The organism is Bacillus sp. JZ34 (assembly GCF_053903205.1).
This window is the reverse complement of the sequence record NZ_CP096403.1, coordinates 168,664-183,239: the sequence shown is the minus strand read 5'-3', so window position 1 is coordinate 183,239 and position 14,576 is coordinate 168,664. Positions and strand designations below refer to the sequence as shown.

12 protein-coding genes and 1 riboswitch are annotated in these 14,576 nt (G+C 48.4%); of the genes, 1 reads left to right on the top strand and 11 read right to left on the bottom strand.

Going from position 1 to position 14,576, the window contains the following annotated elements:
* Positions 1-38: 38 nt before the first annotated feature.
* The 9 genes from M1D90_RS00865 to tenA form a co-directional block, all read right to left on the bottom strand.
* The gene (locus M1D90_RS00865; RefSeq protein ID WP_326250630.1) at positions 39-2,123 is read right to left on the bottom strand and encodes a catalase; all 2,085 of its coding nucleotides are present in this window, start codon (positions 2,121-2,123) and stop codon (positions 39-41) included.
* A 146-nt stretch (positions 2,124-2,269) separates the two neighbouring features.
* Positions 2,270-2,722, bottom strand: coding sequence for an AraC family transcriptional regulator (locus M1D90_RS00860; RefSeq protein WP_023856909.1), 453 nt, complete (start codon positions 2,720-2,722; stop codon positions 2,270-2,272).
* 132 nt (positions 2,723-2,854) lie between these two features.
* Complete coding sequence (locus M1D90_RS00855; protein WP_456283075.1) at positions 2,855-4,273, bottom strand: glycoside hydrolase family 1 protein; 1,419 nt, start codon at positions 4,271-4,273, stop codon at positions 2,855-2,857.
* Between the two features lie 13 nt (positions 4,274-4,286).
* Positions 4,287-6,122 (bottom strand): PTS beta-glucoside transporter subunit IIBCA, encoded by a 1,836-nt coding sequence (locus tag M1D90_RS00850; protein ID WP_410553420.1) that lies wholly within the window; start codon positions 6,120-6,122, stop codon positions 4,287-4,289.
* Between the two features lie 311 nt (positions 6,123-6,433).
* Positions 6,434-7,267, bottom strand: coding sequence for a BglG family transcription antiterminator LicT (licT, locus tag M1D90_RS00845; RefSeq protein WP_023856907.1), 834 nt, complete (start codon positions 7,265-7,267; stop codon positions 6,434-6,436).
* Positions 7,268-7,449: 182 nt separating this feature from the next.
* The gene (locus M1D90_RS00840; RefSeq protein WP_023856906.1) at positions 7,450-8,184 is read right to left on the bottom strand and encodes an energy-coupling factor transporter transmembrane component T family protein; all 735 of its coding nucleotides are present in this window, start codon (positions 8,182-8,184) and stop codon (positions 7,450-7,452) included.
* The gene (locus M1D90_RS00835; RefSeq protein ID WP_456283465.1) at positions 8,181-9,773 is read right to left on the bottom strand and encodes an ABC transporter ATP-binding protein; all 1,593 of its coding nucleotides are present in this window, start codon (positions 9,771-9,773) and stop codon (positions 8,181-8,183) included. The genes M1D90_RS00840 and M1D90_RS00835 overlap by 4 nt, the downstream gene beginning before the upstream one ends.
* Positions 9,748-10,347 (bottom strand): ECF transporter S component, encoded by a 600-nt coding sequence (locus tag M1D90_RS00830; protein ID WP_020453501.1) that lies wholly within the window; start codon positions 10,345-10,347, stop codon positions 9,748-9,750. Before M1D90_RS00830 ends, M1D90_RS00835 begins: the two co-directional genes overlap by 26 nt.
* Positions 10,344-11,030 (bottom strand): thiaminase II, encoded by a 687-nt coding sequence (tenA, locus tag M1D90_RS00825; protein WP_456283074.1) that lies wholly within the window; start codon positions 11,028-11,030, stop codon positions 10,344-10,346. The genes M1D90_RS00830 and tenA overlap by 4 nt, the downstream gene beginning before the upstream one ends.
* Positions 11,031-11,143: 113 nt before the next feature.
* Positions 11,144-11,248: riboswitch (TPP riboswitch) on the bottom strand.
* Positions 11,249-11,452: 204 nt separating this feature from the next.
* On the opposite strand from tenA, the gene M1D90_RS00820 reads away from it, so the two are divergent.
* A complete protein-coding gene (locus M1D90_RS00820; RefSeq protein WP_020453503.1) occupies positions 11,453-11,611 on the top strand; it encodes a hypothetical protein in 159 nt (52 codons plus the stop codon).
* A gap of 50 nt (positions 11,612-11,661) precedes the next feature.
* On the opposite strand, the gene aceA is transcribed toward M1D90_RS00820, so the two are convergent.
* Both aceA and aceB read right to left on the bottom strand, forming a co-directional pair.
* Entirely contained in the window at positions 11,662-12,933 is a 1,272-nt protein-coding gene (aceA, locus tag M1D90_RS00815) for an isocitrate lyase (protein ID WP_103749449.1), read from the bottom strand.
* Between the two features lie 14 nt (positions 12,934-12,947).
* Positions 12,948-14,537 carry a malate synthase A gene (aceB, locus tag M1D90_RS00810; protein ID WP_456283073.1) on the bottom strand — a complete coding sequence of 530 codons (1,590 nt, stop codon included), beginning with the start codon at positions 14,535-14,537 and terminating at the stop codon, positions 12,948-12,950.
* Positions 14,538-14,576: the final 39 nt, after the last annotated feature.

Sequence of the window (14,576 nt, the reverse complement as noted above, 5' to 3'; positions counted from 1 at the left end):
AAAGCACCCTTGAAACAGGGTGCTTAGAAATCTCTTCACTATGAAACTTGTCTATCCCAATGGCGGTGCCCGCCGATCGCTTCGACCAGCTTTTTGCCGAAGTCGTCTTTGCTCTTATCATCGCGAGAGGTGATAATGCCCGGCTGTGCTGCCGCGTGGGACCCGGCGGCGGACAGCAGGAGATCGATCCCTTTGCCTGCGGCTCCGATCGCTTTATAATGTCCGAATGCTTCATTGATAAAATCCGATGCGGCTTTATGCAATTGCAGGCGTTCAATGCTTTCTTGGCCGCCCGGAATATAAACGGCATCGTACAGCACGGAATCGACCGTCTGCAAAGTGTTACCGACTTCTATTTCTGTACCGCCGGTCCCTTTGATCACGCCGAGTGCCGAGCTGACAATGTCCGGAATGATGTCGGCTTTTTTGAACTCTTTCAACACCCGGCTGAGGTCCTCATCATCAAAACCTTGCTCTGCTAAAATGGCGACGGTCCTCGTCTGCGGCAGTTTGACCGTGTTTTCCTGGCTGAGCGCAGGGGATTTGAACGTCACATTGGAGCCTTCGTCTTTTTCAGGGGGCTCTACACCTACACCCGCAGCGATTTGCTTGGCAAGCTCCCTGTCAACCCTGTTAAACATATGAACGACTTGGCGGCGGACATCCTTGCTTTTGACCTTTCCGACTTCAAAGCGGAACGCCGAAATGATATGTTCTTTTTCAACGGGAGACATGCTGTTCCAAAACAGCTTCGCTTGCGAATAGTGATCGTTAAAGCTTTCGCTGCGCCGGCGGATTTTTTTGCCCTCGACTTTTTCCTCGTAATGCACATATCCGCCTTCTTCTTCTGAAGCAGGCGCCGGATCGTTGTTTTGCAGCGAATTTTTATGATAAGCGACAGGCCCTTTGTTAATCGTCATTCTGTGATAGCCGTCATACTGGTTGTTATGGAACGGACAGACCGGCCGGTTGATCGGAATTTCATGAAAGTTCGGACCTCCCAATCGGATCAGCTGTGTGTCCGTATAGGAAAAGAGCCGGCCCTGCAAAAGCGGATCGTTTGTAAAATCGATTCCCGGAACAACGTGGCCCGGATGGAAAGCGGCCTGTTCCGTTTCGGCAAAAACGTTATCCTGGTTTCGATTCAGCGTCATTTTACCGATGATCTTAACAGGAACCATTTCTTCCGGCCAAAGCTTTGTCGGATCAAGGATATCAAAGTCAAACTTGAACTCGTCTTCTTCGTCAATCATTTGCACGCCGAGCTCATACTCCACTTCATCGCCTCTTTCGATCGCTTCCCAAAGATCGCGGCGGTGATAGTCGGGATCTTTCCCGGCGATTGTCTGCGCTTCGTCCCAGACGAGCGAATGGACGCCAAGGACGGGCTTCCAGTGAAATTTAACAAAGCGCGCCTTGCCTTCTTCATTTACAAACCTGAACGTATGAACGCCGAAGCCTTCCATCATCCTGTAGCTTCGCGGAATCGCCCTGTCAGACATCGCCCACATGATCATGTGAGCCGTTTCTTCATTGTTGGCGACAAAGTCCCAAAACGTATCGTGCGCCGTAGAAGCCTGCGGCATTTCGTTATTCGGTTCCGGCTTAAAGGAATGCACCAGGTCAGGGAACTTGATGGCATCCTGAATGAAGAAAACAGGGATGTTGTTGCCGACGAGATCATAGTTCCCTTCTTCTGTATAAAACTTTGTCGCGAATCCTCTGACATCACGGACGGTATCACCCGAGCCCCTGGAACCGGCTACAGTCGAGAACCTGACAAACACCGGTGTTTTCACTGACGGATCTTGAAGAAACTTTGCTTTCGTATACTCCGTCATCGGCTCGTAAACCTGGAAATAGCCATGCGCGCCAAAACCCCTCGCATGGACGACCCGCTCCGGAATCCGTTCATGGTCGAAATGGGTCATTTTTTCACGGAAATGAAAGTCCTCCATCAGCGTCGGACCGCGCACGCCTGCTTTTAAGGAGTGCTCGTCTTCAGATACGCGTAAACCCTGGTTCGTCGTCATTTTTTTGCCCCGGTTGTCAGACCGGTACTGTTCAAGTTGTTGATCCTTGCTGTGCTCATTGACGTTGCGGCGGCCATCATTGTTATTCACTTGTCATCCCTCCCCATTCTTATTCCCTATGTAGTTGATCTGGATTGCTATTTTATGATTTACCCTGTCTATCAGCGAGTTAAACGCAACGCTCGTTAAAGGGAAATGTAATTTTAATAAATTCAAAGTTTGGACAAGAAAATGAATTAAACCGATTTTAAAGGTACACATATTTCACAATACCGGTTGCTCACCATATCACCCGTGTATTTTTCCATTATTGGTCTATTGTCCAGTTGAAATTCATTGTTTTGCAGAGATGAAAAAATATCAGAATATGCTTTTTGAATATCTTCTGCTGTATGTTTAACATCATAAATCAGGTATTTTCCGCCGGAAATTTCCCCTTCAAAAACTGAATCATCGACTTGATAATCATGCGGTATCACAATACAAGCATCAAATCTACACTGATCAGGAGAGGTTGTTTCCGGGTTATCCTGTGGAATCGCAAACAGAATGGCAGACTCAAGAAGACCTTTTTCCTTAGCCCATTTTTTTAATGCCTCCATTACCTCAATATTGGCAGGACCGTACGGACCAACTCGTCGCATATAAGCAATACGATAGTTTGGAAGTGTTTCAACTTTGAATGTCATAGATTTTTTCTTCCTTTCCTGATTGTTGTTCGTTACGTTTCGAATGTAACATGCTTTAAAACTAATTACATTTACATTTTCACAACAAAAAAGAGGATATTCAGAGATCATCTGAACATCCTCTTTCTTTGTTTAATCTAGTGTTTCGCCGTTTGAAGCAATCAAGTCTTTATACCAGTAAAAGCTTTTTTTGCGAATGCGGCGCAAGTCTTTCAAATCAAATTCGTCGCGGTTCACATAAATAAATCCGTAGCGTTTTGAACAGCCTTGATGGGTTGAAATCAAGTCGATGGCAGACCATGGGGAGTAGCCGAAAACATCGACTCCATCCGTGATCGCCAGCTGAATTTGCTTGATATGTTCCTTTAAATAATCGATGCGGTAGTCGTCATTTACGACATCTCCGTCTCCAAGCTGATCAAACGCGCCGAGGCCGTTCTCAGTGATGATCAGCGGCAGCTGATAGCGGTCATAGATCTCGCGCAGCGTCGAACGGAAACCGACAGGGTCGATCTCCCAGCCAAATGCGTTTTTCTTTAAATGCGGATTGCTGCTTCCCCTGTATACGCCTTCTTCTCCCGTCTGCAAATGCTGGTCGCCGCCTCGGGCAGCCGTGTCGCTGCCGTCATCCCTGCTCGCTTCAGCCGTTTGCGACGTATAGTAGTTAAACGCGATAAAGTCCGGCTTGGCTGACCGCAGAATAACCATATCTCCTTCGGCGATGACCGGTGTGCAGTCTTTTTCTTTCATATATGCCCATGCCGTTGTATTGTACCGTCCGAATACGGCCATATCCAAGTAAAGCCAGTTACGGATCGCATTATAGTTAAAAGCCGCCAGCACGTCCTCCGGTTTCGAAGAAGCAGGATAGATGAGCGCGATATTCGGCGCAGGGCCGATTTTCGCTTCCGGCAGCATCTCATGGCAAAGCTTGATCGCTTTTGCCTGTGCGACAAGCATGTGATGGTTTTGCTGATAAAGCTCTTTTTTCGGGTTTTCCAAGTTAGGATCAAGTGTGCCGAGTGCAGATCCGTGGAGAATCATCATATTTTGCTCGTTGATGGTCAGCCAGTATTTGACGCGGTCTCCGAAGCTTTCAAAAAGGATTCTCGCATACTTTTCAAAGGCGTCAATCGTGGCCCTGTCCGACCAGCCGCCTTTTTTCTGCAAAGCATTCGGCAGATCAAAGTGGTACATCGTAACAATCGGTTCGATTCCATATTTCAGGAGTTCATCGATCAAACGGCTGTAAAATTCGATGCCCTTCGGATTAATATCGCCGTCCCCGTCCGGAATGATGCGCGTCCAGGCAATCGAAAAACGGTACGCTTTGAAGCCCATTTCCGCAAACAAAGCGATATCTTCTTTATAGCGGTGGTAATGGTCGCTTGCGACTTTAAAATCGGTTGTCCCTTCCGGGTAGCTTTCGCGCGCATCGATGACAGAAGGCCCTTTTCCATCTTCATCCCAAGCGCCCTCCACTTGATAAGCGGAAGTAGACGCACCCCACAAAAATTCTTCCGGAAATTGAGCTAATGTTTTATATTTCATGATTATTTTCCTCCTATGGTGATGAAATTAAAGTGATGATCGGTTCTTCAGTCTTCACCTGTTTTTGATCCGTTGGAATGATATCCGTGTATTGACCGGAATTTGTAACGATGATTGGTGTTTTCACGTCAAACCCTTCTTCTTTCAAAGCGTCCAGATCGAATTCTGCGAGTATATCACCCCGTTTCACTTTTTGCCCCTGCTCGACCTTGGAATTGAAGTGCCTTCCATCGAGTCTGACCGTGTCCATTCCGATATGAATCAAAATCTCGGCTCCGCTATCCGACGTTATGCCGTATGCGTGACCCGTCGGAAATGCCGTTGTCACAGTGCCGTCCGCAGGAGCGGTGACAACGCCTTTTGACGGAAGCACCGCGATTCCTTCTCCAAGCGCCCCCGATGCGAACACCTTATCTGATACTTCTGTTAACGGCAGGACTTCTCCTTGCAAAGGGCTGCAAATTGGTTCACCGGCGCTTTTTTCAACGGGCTGCTCTTTCGTCTCCTCCACAGGGTCGTCAAAGCCGACAATGTAAGTGAGCAAAATTGATAAAACAAACGAAACTGTAATTCCGATGATAAAGCCGAGAAAGCCCGGTCCGTAAAAAATCGGAATCGTCAACAAGCCCGGAGCGCCGGAAGCGAGGGCGACACTGCCGGAGTATCCGATAATGGCTCCGCCTGCCGCCGCACTGATGACACCGCATACAAACGGCTTTTTCAGCCTGAGTGTCACCCCGTAGACGGCCGGCTCTGTAATCCCGAATATCCCGGTAACGGCAGCAGATCCTGCCAATGCCTTCAACTTCTTGTTTTTCGTCTTCAGCATGACACCAAACGCAGCTCCTGTTTGGGCAAAGACGGCGGCTGCCGTCGCCGGTTTGATGTAGTCCTTGCCGTGGACGGCAATGTTGTTCAAAATGACAGGGACGATCCCCCAGTGAATGCCGAAGATGACAAGGATTTGCCATAAGGCCGCGATAATCGCTCCTGCCAGAATCGGGCTGAAATCAAAAACGGACAGAATCGCCGCCGCAATCCCGTTTCCTGTGTAAACACCGAGCGGTCCGAATACGATCAAAGTTAACGGCACCATCACCGTCAGGCATAATAAAGGGGTGATAAAGTTCTTCACGCTTTCATGAATAAAGCGCATACATAATCTTTCAAGATAGCTCATTACAAATACGGCAAGGATAATCGGGATAACGGTCGACGTATAATTCATCAAGACGACCGGAATGCCGAAAAACTCCGTCTGGGCGCCGCTGTTTTTCAGTTCGAGTATCGTTGGATAGATCAGCGCCCCGGCAATCGTCAGCGCTATGAACGGGTTCGCTCCAAATTTTTTGGCGGCCGTAACGGCGAGCAGCAAAGGCAGGAAATAAAACAGGCTGTCGGCTGCCGCGTATAGAATCGTATATGTCGTCTCTTCCGGCGAGAGCCAGCCGGCGTTTGTGCAAATCAAAAGCAGGCCTTTTAAAATCCCCGCTCCTGCCATGACGCCGAGCAGCGGAGTGAAAATGCTAGATACGATATCTACCAATCTACCGGTGAGGCTTCCTTTCTCTTTTTGACTGTGATCGGCCGCAGAACCTTCCAACAGTTGAGAGATCCGGCCGATTTCTTTATAGACTTCAGGAACGTTATTGCCGATAACGATTTGAAATTGTCCGCCGCTCTCCACTACGGTTACCACGCCATCCGTATTTTCAAGCGCTTCCCTGTCTGCTTTGGAACGGTCTTTCAGTTTGAAGCGAAGCCTTGTCGCGCAATGGACAAGCGATACAACGTTCTTCTCCCCGCCGACTCGCTCCAGAATTTCTTTTGCCATTGATTGAACATCCATCGTTGATCATCTCCTGTCTCTCCTAAAGCCCTATCAAGCTGTTATAAAATAAAAAACCTAAACTAAAGCCTGTACAAAGAAGGCTTAGTTTAGGTTTTGCCTGCCGAACAGTAACAATCCCGTTTTAAGACATGATGAAAATAAAAAAACCTAAATCACTGTGAAAAACAAGGGCATAAGAATCCCGCTCACAGTCATTTAGGTTTTGCCTGCATGATCAGTAACAATCCTAACAACCTGTATAAGTTGATGTAAGTAAAAAGTAGCATACATTTATCCAATTGTCAACGCTTTCATTTTAGCATCATCCTCTATTTTTGATGAACGACCCGCTCGATATGAATCGTCAAATACAGAAGCTCTTCGTTTGTCAGCTGATGACCGTATTCTTTTTCGATGTACTGTCTGATTTTATTAGTGCAGACATACGCGTCGCGGTACTTATTTTTGACGGTTTCAAATAAAAAGTCGTCCCGGCTTTCCATATAGGTTCCGCTGAACAGCCGCTGCGCGAAAAATTTCAAATGGGTAATGAAGCGGTAATAGTGAAGCGATTCTTCATCAAAATCGATATGAAAGTGATATTTGACGATGCTTAAAATCTCCTGCATGACTTTCGTAATATTGACGATGTTCGGCATTTCTTCATTCAGCTCGGCGTTTACGATATGGAGCGCGATAAAAGCGGCTTCATCCTCCGGAAGAGCTGTCCCCGTCTTCTTTTCAATGATGGCCAGCGCCTCTTTGCCGATGGCGAACTCATCTTTATACAGCCGTTTTGTCTCCCAAAGCAGGGCGTTTTTAATATCCAGACCCTTTTTATGCCGTTCGACGGCGAAATGAATATGGTCGGTCAGCGAGACATAAATACTGTCATTCAGCTTCTTGCCGAGCTTTAATTTCGCATAGGAGATAATTTCTTCAGACATTTCCATAAATTCGATCGGAATTTCGTCCAACAGCGTCTTAAATCTTTCTGATACATCTTTATTATCAAGCCTGAAAATCTTCTCGATTCTCGATTCATCCACCGCTTCCCCAGGCTTTTTTTGAAAAGCGATTCCCCTGCCCATGACCACTAATTCCTGACCCTGTTCATTTAAAACACTGATCACATTGTTGTTGATCACTTTGGCAATTTTCACATCGCGCCACTCCCATCTTGTAAGGGGATTTTTTATATTTCTTTTTTCATATGGTACACATTGATTGTACAATCTTTTTGGCCTAGGTCAATATGTTTCAGTCAACGTCCGAAATATTTACATTTTACAGAATGCCCGATTTATAAAAAAAAAGCCGCAGTGCGGCCCTGTAAAAAACCCTCTTAAAAAATGAGCAAAATTCCCGCTGTGACTGACGCCAGACCCGCAAAATAAACGAAGTCTTTTCCGGAAAGCCGCGCTGTTTGATAGTAGGTGCGGTCTTTTGCACCGGTAAACCCTCTCGCTTCCATGGCAACGGCGATTCTTTCCGACTTGCGGATGCCTTGCGAAAACAAAGGCAGCGCATAGCGAATAAACGCCTTCCAGCTGTTTTTTTGCTTATAGCCCCTGATTTTGTGCGCCGCCTTCATTTGCGAAAGCTCAGACTGAAAAAGCGGGACAAAACGGAAGCCGGCCAGCAAGCCATAAGCCCATTTAGGCGACAGCCTGCATTGATGAATCAGGCTCATAATAAACTGCGTCAAATCGGTTGTTGATGTAAACAAAAGACCGTATGTGACAAAGCCGAGCATCCGGAGCGCGATTGTCAGCCCATTGCCGACGCTTTCCTCGGTGACACGGAACCAGGCCCATTCCCAAATCGTTTCCTCGCCTTTTCCAAAAGCGGCCATCATCCAAAAGACGAGAATAAAAAAGACGAGATAAGGCAACAGCCGCTTACTTAAATAAGACAAAGTCCATCCCCCGAAAAAAATTCCGACGGCAACCGCAAACAGCCAAATGAATAGAGTCGGTTTCGGATTTGAAACAAACATGAGCAAGCACATGACCAGGAGGTGGGAAAAGAGCTTGGCGCTCGGGTTCAATGCCGAAAGAAGTGAACCATTGCTTTTCATACGGGAACCCTCTCCTTTCTTTCATGCATGAACCGGTAATGAAGCGGCGGTATCAATGAAAAGCGGCGGACGAGGCCTTGATCAGAAAATAATCGATACGGCGTTCCTTGAAATGCCGCTTTCCCTTGATGAAACACGATGACACGGCCGGAATGCTCATCTACGATGTCCATGTCGTGCGTCACCATCACAATCGTCGTTCCCCGTTCCTGCCGTTCCTTTAACCGCTTGATTAATTCTTGCGCCGTCCTTTCGTCCTGACCGAATGTCGGCTCGTCAAGCAGCAGCAGATCCTGGTCAAACAAAAGCATTGTCGCAACGCTTAAACGCCGTTTCTGCCCGAGGCTTAATGTAAAGGGGTGCGCTTTTTGATGAGCGTCAAGTCCGAATTCCCGCAGCAATTCAGCCGTTTTCTTTTCGACACGGTCCTCCGGCCCTCCCCGCTGCCTCGCCCCGAACGCGATCTCGTCAAACACCGTGTCCCGAATAAATTGAAGCTCGGGATTTTGAAAAACAAAGCCGGCCTTCTCATAGAGCGTACGGTCGGACCATTTCTTCAGCTCCCGATCCTCAAGATAAAGGCGCCCTTTTTTGACGGCTTCAAGCCTGATCAGACTTTTTAAAAACGTACTCTTTCCGCTCCCGTTCTCGCCGATGACCGAAATCCATTCTCCCCTTGGAATCTCAAAGGTGATGCCGTCGGCAACGATCTTTTTCCGATAGCCGATCGCCGCGTCGTCTGCGCGGATCAATATGTCTCTGTCAGCTGCAGGCCTGTTTTTCGCCTCCTCCTCTTTCATTTTCAATGTAGAAGAGAGCTTGACGGCGAGCGGATGATCATCTTGTGTGATAACATCTTCCCATACCGCAGGGTACAGTTTCGGCTGCCAGATGCCCGCCGCTTTCATCTCCGGCTGAAAATGTTTCACGATTTCTTCCGGCTTTCCGTCAGCGATGATCTGTCCCTTTCCATTGAAAAGAATGACGCGGTCCATCCACTCGATACAGCCGTCCAGCACGTGTTCGACGAACACCATCGTCTGTCCGCTTTTTCGTGAAACGTTACGAAGCAAGGCAAAGATGTCTTTCCGGCTGGCCGGGTCCAGCTGCGCCGTCGGCTCGTCAAAAAACAGCACTTCAGGCTCCAGAGCGAGCAGGCACGCTAATGCCAGTCTCTGCTTCATACCGCCTGACAAGGTTTCGATCGGCGTTTTCTTATCTATCTTTAATCCGACTTGCTCCATCAGCTCCGAGATGATGCCGTCCATATCTTTTGGGGAGACAGACCGGTTTTCTAGGCTAAAAGCGATTTCCTCATCAACATGAAGCATGCAGAACTGCGAATCCGGATCCTGAAACATAACGCCGGCGCTCTTTCTGCGATTGACCTCTCCGCTGACCTCAGCTTCGACATGTTCAGGAATGATGCCGGAAAGCACGGACAACAGTGTCGATTTGCCGCTTCCGCTCGGACCGAGTATCAGCACTTTTTCTCCCTGCCCAATCGACAGCGAGACCCGGTCTAGGACTGTTTCAGGACGATGATAAAAACGGACGGAAAGGTTACTGCATCCGAGAAATGAACGCATCGGCATCATCCTTCTTCCGCTGTTCCTTCATGATCTCATACTGATTCAGGACTCCCGTTTTCGCAAGCGCTTCGACAACGGCTTTTGCCAGCCAGCCGCCGAGTACAATGCCGCTGATGATTTGGATGATAAGCGTCATGATCAGCGTTTGCGTCGTATAGTAGGCAAAACCGTTCGCCATCAGGCTGTATGTCATGCTTCCGACCGCGGCAAGCGCACCGGAAAGCATAAGGGTAAACAAGTTATAACGCTTATAGCGAAAGATCGCAAACGCGATTTCCGCACCGGCTCCCTGGAACACACCGATTAATAATGCTGACAGTCCAAAGTGGCTTCCGGTCAGCAGTTCGACCGCCGCAGCTGCCGTCTCGGCAATCAGCGCCGCACCCGGTTTACGGATGATATAAGCGACAATCGGGCTGGCGATCACCCAAATGCCGAACATAAAGTTCGCTCCGACAGGCCCGACAATAGCTGAAACAGGGATCCACAAGGTGGACCATCCTAAGTAAATGACGCCGCATGCAACGGACAAGATCACTGCCATCACGACTTCTTTCATGTTCCAATTCATCGTCTCACCGCCTCCATTTCCACAGGCCAATCTTCAACTGTATAAGCCATCTCCCAAAAGCCGTATTCAAGCTGACAGCTTTGCAAAAAAAGCTCCTTCATTTTTTCTTTTTCAGCCTTGCCCGCTGTTTCGGCCCATTCATCCAGGCGGGCGCAAAACTTCGTCGTGATTGAATCGGTTCTGTCTCCGTAAAAACAGATCCAGTCATAAAATGGATGCGACGGGTCAGGCTGAACGTCCATCATCAGTTTTTTTCCGATCTCCCAATATGTCCACGGACAAGGCAGCAAGGCGGCTAATATCTCTCCCAGCGTGCCTTCGTGCGCCGCCGTCAGCATATGGTGGATATAATGATGGGCAGAAGGCGCAAGCGGATAGCCCTGCAGAGATTCATACTCCACCCCCGCGGCCCGGCACAGGTTGTTGTGCGGGTGCACTTCGCTGTTTAATACAAATGAAATCTGCTCATGAAACATCTCCATGTCTTTCCGGTTTTGACACTTGGAAATCGCAATTCCGTAGATTTGAATAAAAGCGTTCAAATACTCGTAATCTTGCTTCACATAATGAATAAGCTGCTCCTTTTTCAGCTTGCCGGACGCCAGTCCCAATACAAACGGATGCTCAAAAATGGCTTCAAAAATAGGGTTTGCCTCGCGGCGAAGTTCTGCAGAAAAACTCATGTAGATAGCCTCCTCAGCAATCGGTTTTATAAGGAAGGCACAGGGGGAGCGAGCCGCTTTTTACGCAAAAAAGCCGCCCCAAAATGGAGCGGCCTTTGTATGATGAAATCATAAAGACACCGGCTCCACTTCCCTCCGCTAGTATGAACTAGATCAGGTTCAAAGGGTCCAAGATCGCTTCTTGTCTCAGCCGGCTTACGGCTCCCCTAGTGGACTTCCTATTACATTAACTTTTACTCTACACATCAATGAATATGATGTCAACCTGAGTTTTTCAGTTTTATTCTTGTATAGAACCGCCGGGTTTCATACAGAAGATGAGGTGGGTAAAAATATTTATGGAAAAATGTTAATTTTCTGAAACCTTTTGCGGGCTTGTTCGTCTAATATAGTGAAGACAAAAAAATTTGGAGGGGATATTTATGATGATGTTTATCTTGATTTTGACAATGGCTGTGTATTTGTTCTATTCTTTCAGCAAAGACAACCGGCCGGCCAAAAGAAACAACAAGAATCATCAGACACTGACTGTTATTAGGGAAAACCCTTTTACCGCCCCTTCCAATGATGTCAATTGCTAACTTGATAGACAACAAGCAAGCCGCCCCATGACGGGCGGCTTTTTACGTTTTTAGGATTGAAATTGTTCCGCTTCAGTCGATCCCTTCAGTGCAGTGGTTGATGAAGTCCCGCCTGTCACAACCTGGGCGACTTCATCAAAGTAGCTCGTTCCGACTTCGCGCTGATGCCTTGTCGCCGTATAGCCGTGGACTTCGCTGGCAAACTCGGCCTGCTGCAGATCAGAATACGCCGCCATTCCGCGGTGTTTATATTGACGGGCCAATTCAAACATGCCGTGGTTTAAGGCGTGGAAGCCTGCCAGTGTGACAAATTGAAATTTATAGCCCATTTCACTGAGCTGTTTCTGGAAGTTCAAGATGGTGTTGTCATCCAGTTTGGCCTTCCAGTTGAACGAAGGGGAGCAGTTGTAGGCGAGCAGTTTGCTCGGGAATTTTTCATGGATCTCCTGTGCAAACCGGCGGGCTTCTTCAATATTCGGCTCAGACGTTTCACACCAGATCAAATCGGCATACGGCGCATACGCCAAACCTCTCGCAATCGCCTGATCAAGACCCGGCTTTGTTTTGAAGAACCCTTCCGCTGTTCGCTCTCCCGTCAAAAACGGCGCATCATATGAATCGACGTCGCTTGTGATCAGGTCGGCCGCATTCGCGTCCGTACGGGCAATAAGAATGGTCGGGACTCCCATCACGTCTGCGGCGAGGCGCGCGGCAATCAAATTACGCACCGCCGTTTGCGTCGGAAGCAGCACTTTCCCGCCCAAATGCCCGCACTTTTTCTCAGACGACAACTGGTCTTCAAAGTGAACTCCCGCGGCGCCGGCTTCAATCATACCTTTCATCAGCTCGAACACATTCAGCTGTCCGCCGAAGCCTGCTTCAGCGTCGGCCACAATCGGGGCAAACCAATCGATGTCTTCTTTCCCTTCCATATGATGGATTTGATCGGCGCGCTGCAGCGTGCGGTTAATTTTTTTGACAACTTCCGGCACGCTGTTTGCCGGATAAAGGCTTTGGTCAGGATACATGCTCCCTGACAAATTGGCATCAGCAGCCACCTGCCAACCGCTTAAATAAATCGCTTTCAATCCGGCTTTTACTTGCTGCATGGCTTGGTTTCCGGTCAAAGCGCCCAGCGCCGGGACGAAATCCTCTGTGTGGAGAAGCTTCCATAGCTTTTCGGCGCCGCGCCTTGCAATCGTGTATTCAATCTCAAGCGTGCCTCTCAGCCGAATAACGTCAGCCGCCTGATACGGCCTTGTGATCCCTTTCCAGCGTTCTTCATGCTCCCAGCTTTCTGCGAGTTGTTTTTCTTTCAGCATCGCACATTCCCCCATCATATTTTTTCATAAGCGGGTATCGTTAGAAATTCCGCGAATTCATCATCCAAAATCAGCTGTTCAAATAACTGTCCGGCCTCTTCGAACCGGCCGCTCCGAAAACGTTCTATGCCGGCTTCTTCGAAGATTTTCTGCATTTCTTCCTCTTTCATCATCTTGACCATTTCGGCGTTGACTTTCCGGCCATCGTCAAGAACCCCTTTCGGATGGCGAATCCATTGCCAAAGCTGGGCTCTGGAAATCTCCGCCGTTGCTGCGTCCTCCATTAAGTGGTCGATCGGAGCGGCGCCTCTGCCCGACAGCCATGAAGCTAAATAGCGGATGCCGGCGCTGATATTGGTACGGACGCCTGCTTCTGTAATCCGGCCTTGCGGTACTTCCAGCAAGTCTTTTTCCTCGACCTTTACGTCTTCCCGCTTTCTATGAATCTGGTTCGCCGACGGCATATGCTGATTGAATACATCGAGCGCCGTTTGAATCATGCCGGGATGCGCGATCCATGTTCCGTCATGTCCGTCTTTTACTTCACGTTCCTTATCTTCGCGGATTTTGGCAAATGCGGCTTCATTGATCTCAGGTTTGTCTTTAGCGGGAATTTGCGCCGCCATTCCCCCGATCGCATGGACGTTGCGTTTATGACACGTTTGAATCGCCAAGAGGGAGTACGCCCTCATGTTTGGAACCGTCATCGTCACGGCTGAGCGGTCTGGAAGAATGACGTCTTCCCTGTTCCTGAATTTCTTAATAAAGCTGAAAATATAATCCCACCTGCCGCAGTTAAGTCCGGCTGAATGCTCCTTCAATTCATAGAGGATTTCATCCATTTCAAAAGCCGCCAGGATCGTTTCAACGAGAACCGTCGCTTTAATCATCCCCTGCGGAATGCGCAAGTCGTTTTGCGCATAAACAAACACGTCGTTCCACAGCCTTGCTTCCAGATGGTTTTCGATTTTTGGAAGGTAGAAATAAGGGCCGCTTCCTTTTTTGATCAGCTCTTTTGCATTATGGAAAAAATAAAGGCCAAAATCGAACAGGCTTGCTGACACGGGCTTGCCGCCGATCAGCACATGCTTCTCTTCCAAGTGCCATCCCCTCGGTCTTACAATGATGACGGCGGGGTTTTCTTTCAGCTCATAGCGTTTGCCCTGTTCATTCGTAAAAGAAATCGTCCCGCGAACCGCGTCCCGCAAATTAACCTGGCCTTCAATGCAGTTTTTCCATGTCGGCGAGTTCGCATCTTCAAAGTCGGCCATAAAGACTTTGGCTCCTGAATTTAAAGCATTGATGACCATTTTTCTGTCGACCGGGCCGGTGATTTCAACCCTGCGGTCCTCCAAATCCCGGGGGAGCGGCGCGACCGTCCAGTCCGCCTCGCGGATGTGCTTCGTTTCCGCCAAAAAACCCGGATTCTTCCCTTGATCAATTTCAGCCTGCCTGATCGTTCGCAAATGCAGCAATTCCCGTCTTCTTCCCCCGAAATGTCGTTCAAGACGTCCGATAAACTCCAGCGCTTCTTTTGTCAAAATCTCTTCATACTGCGGATTCATCGATCCGGTTATCTGAGTTCTCTTCTCCTCTGTTTTCATGTCTCCCTACCCCTTTACATGCATTGTTATAAAACAGTT

Excerpts from the sequence above, each read along its gene's own strand:
- M1D90_RS00820 (WP_020453503.1), top strand. The coding sequence starts at position 11,453 with ATGATGATGTTTATCTTGATTTTGACAATGGCTGTGTATTTGTTCTAT.
- M1D90_RS00860 (WP_023856909.1), bottom strand. The coding sequence starts at position 2,722 with ATGACATTCAAAGTTGAAACACTTCCAAACTATCGTATTGCTTATATG.
- M1D90_RS00855 (WP_456283075.1), bottom strand. The coding sequence starts at position 4,273 with ATGAAATATAAAACATTAGCTCAATTTCCGGAAGAATTTTTGTGGGGT.
- tenA (WP_456283074.1), bottom strand. The coding sequence starts at position 11,030 with ATGAGTTTTTCTGCAGAACTTCGCCGCGAGGCAAACCCTATTTTTGAA.
- aceA (WP_103749449.1), bottom strand. The coding sequence starts at position 12,933 with ATGCTGAAAGAAAAACAACTCGCAGAAAGCTGGGAGCATGAAGAACGC.
- aceB (WP_456283073.1), bottom strand. The coding sequence starts at position 14,537 with ATGAAAACAGAGGAGAAGAGAACTCAGATAACCGGATCGATGAATCCG.
- M1D90_RS00850 (WP_410553420.1), bottom strand. The coding sequence starts at position 6,122 with ATGGATGTTCAATCAATGGCAAAAGAAATTCTGGAGCGAGTCGGCGGG.
- M1D90_RS00840 (WP_023856906.1), bottom strand. The coding sequence starts at position 8,184 with ATGAAAAGCAATGGTTCACTTCTTTCGGCATTGAACCCGAGCGCCAAG.
- M1D90_RS00830 (WP_020453501.1), bottom strand. The coding sequence starts at position 10,347 with ATGAATTGGAACATGAAAGAAGTCGTGATGGCAGTGATCTTGTCCGTT.
- M1D90_RS00835 (WP_456283465.1), bottom strand. The coding sequence starts at position 9,773 with ATGCGTTCATTTCTCGGATGCAGTAACCTTTCCGTCCGTTTTTATCAT.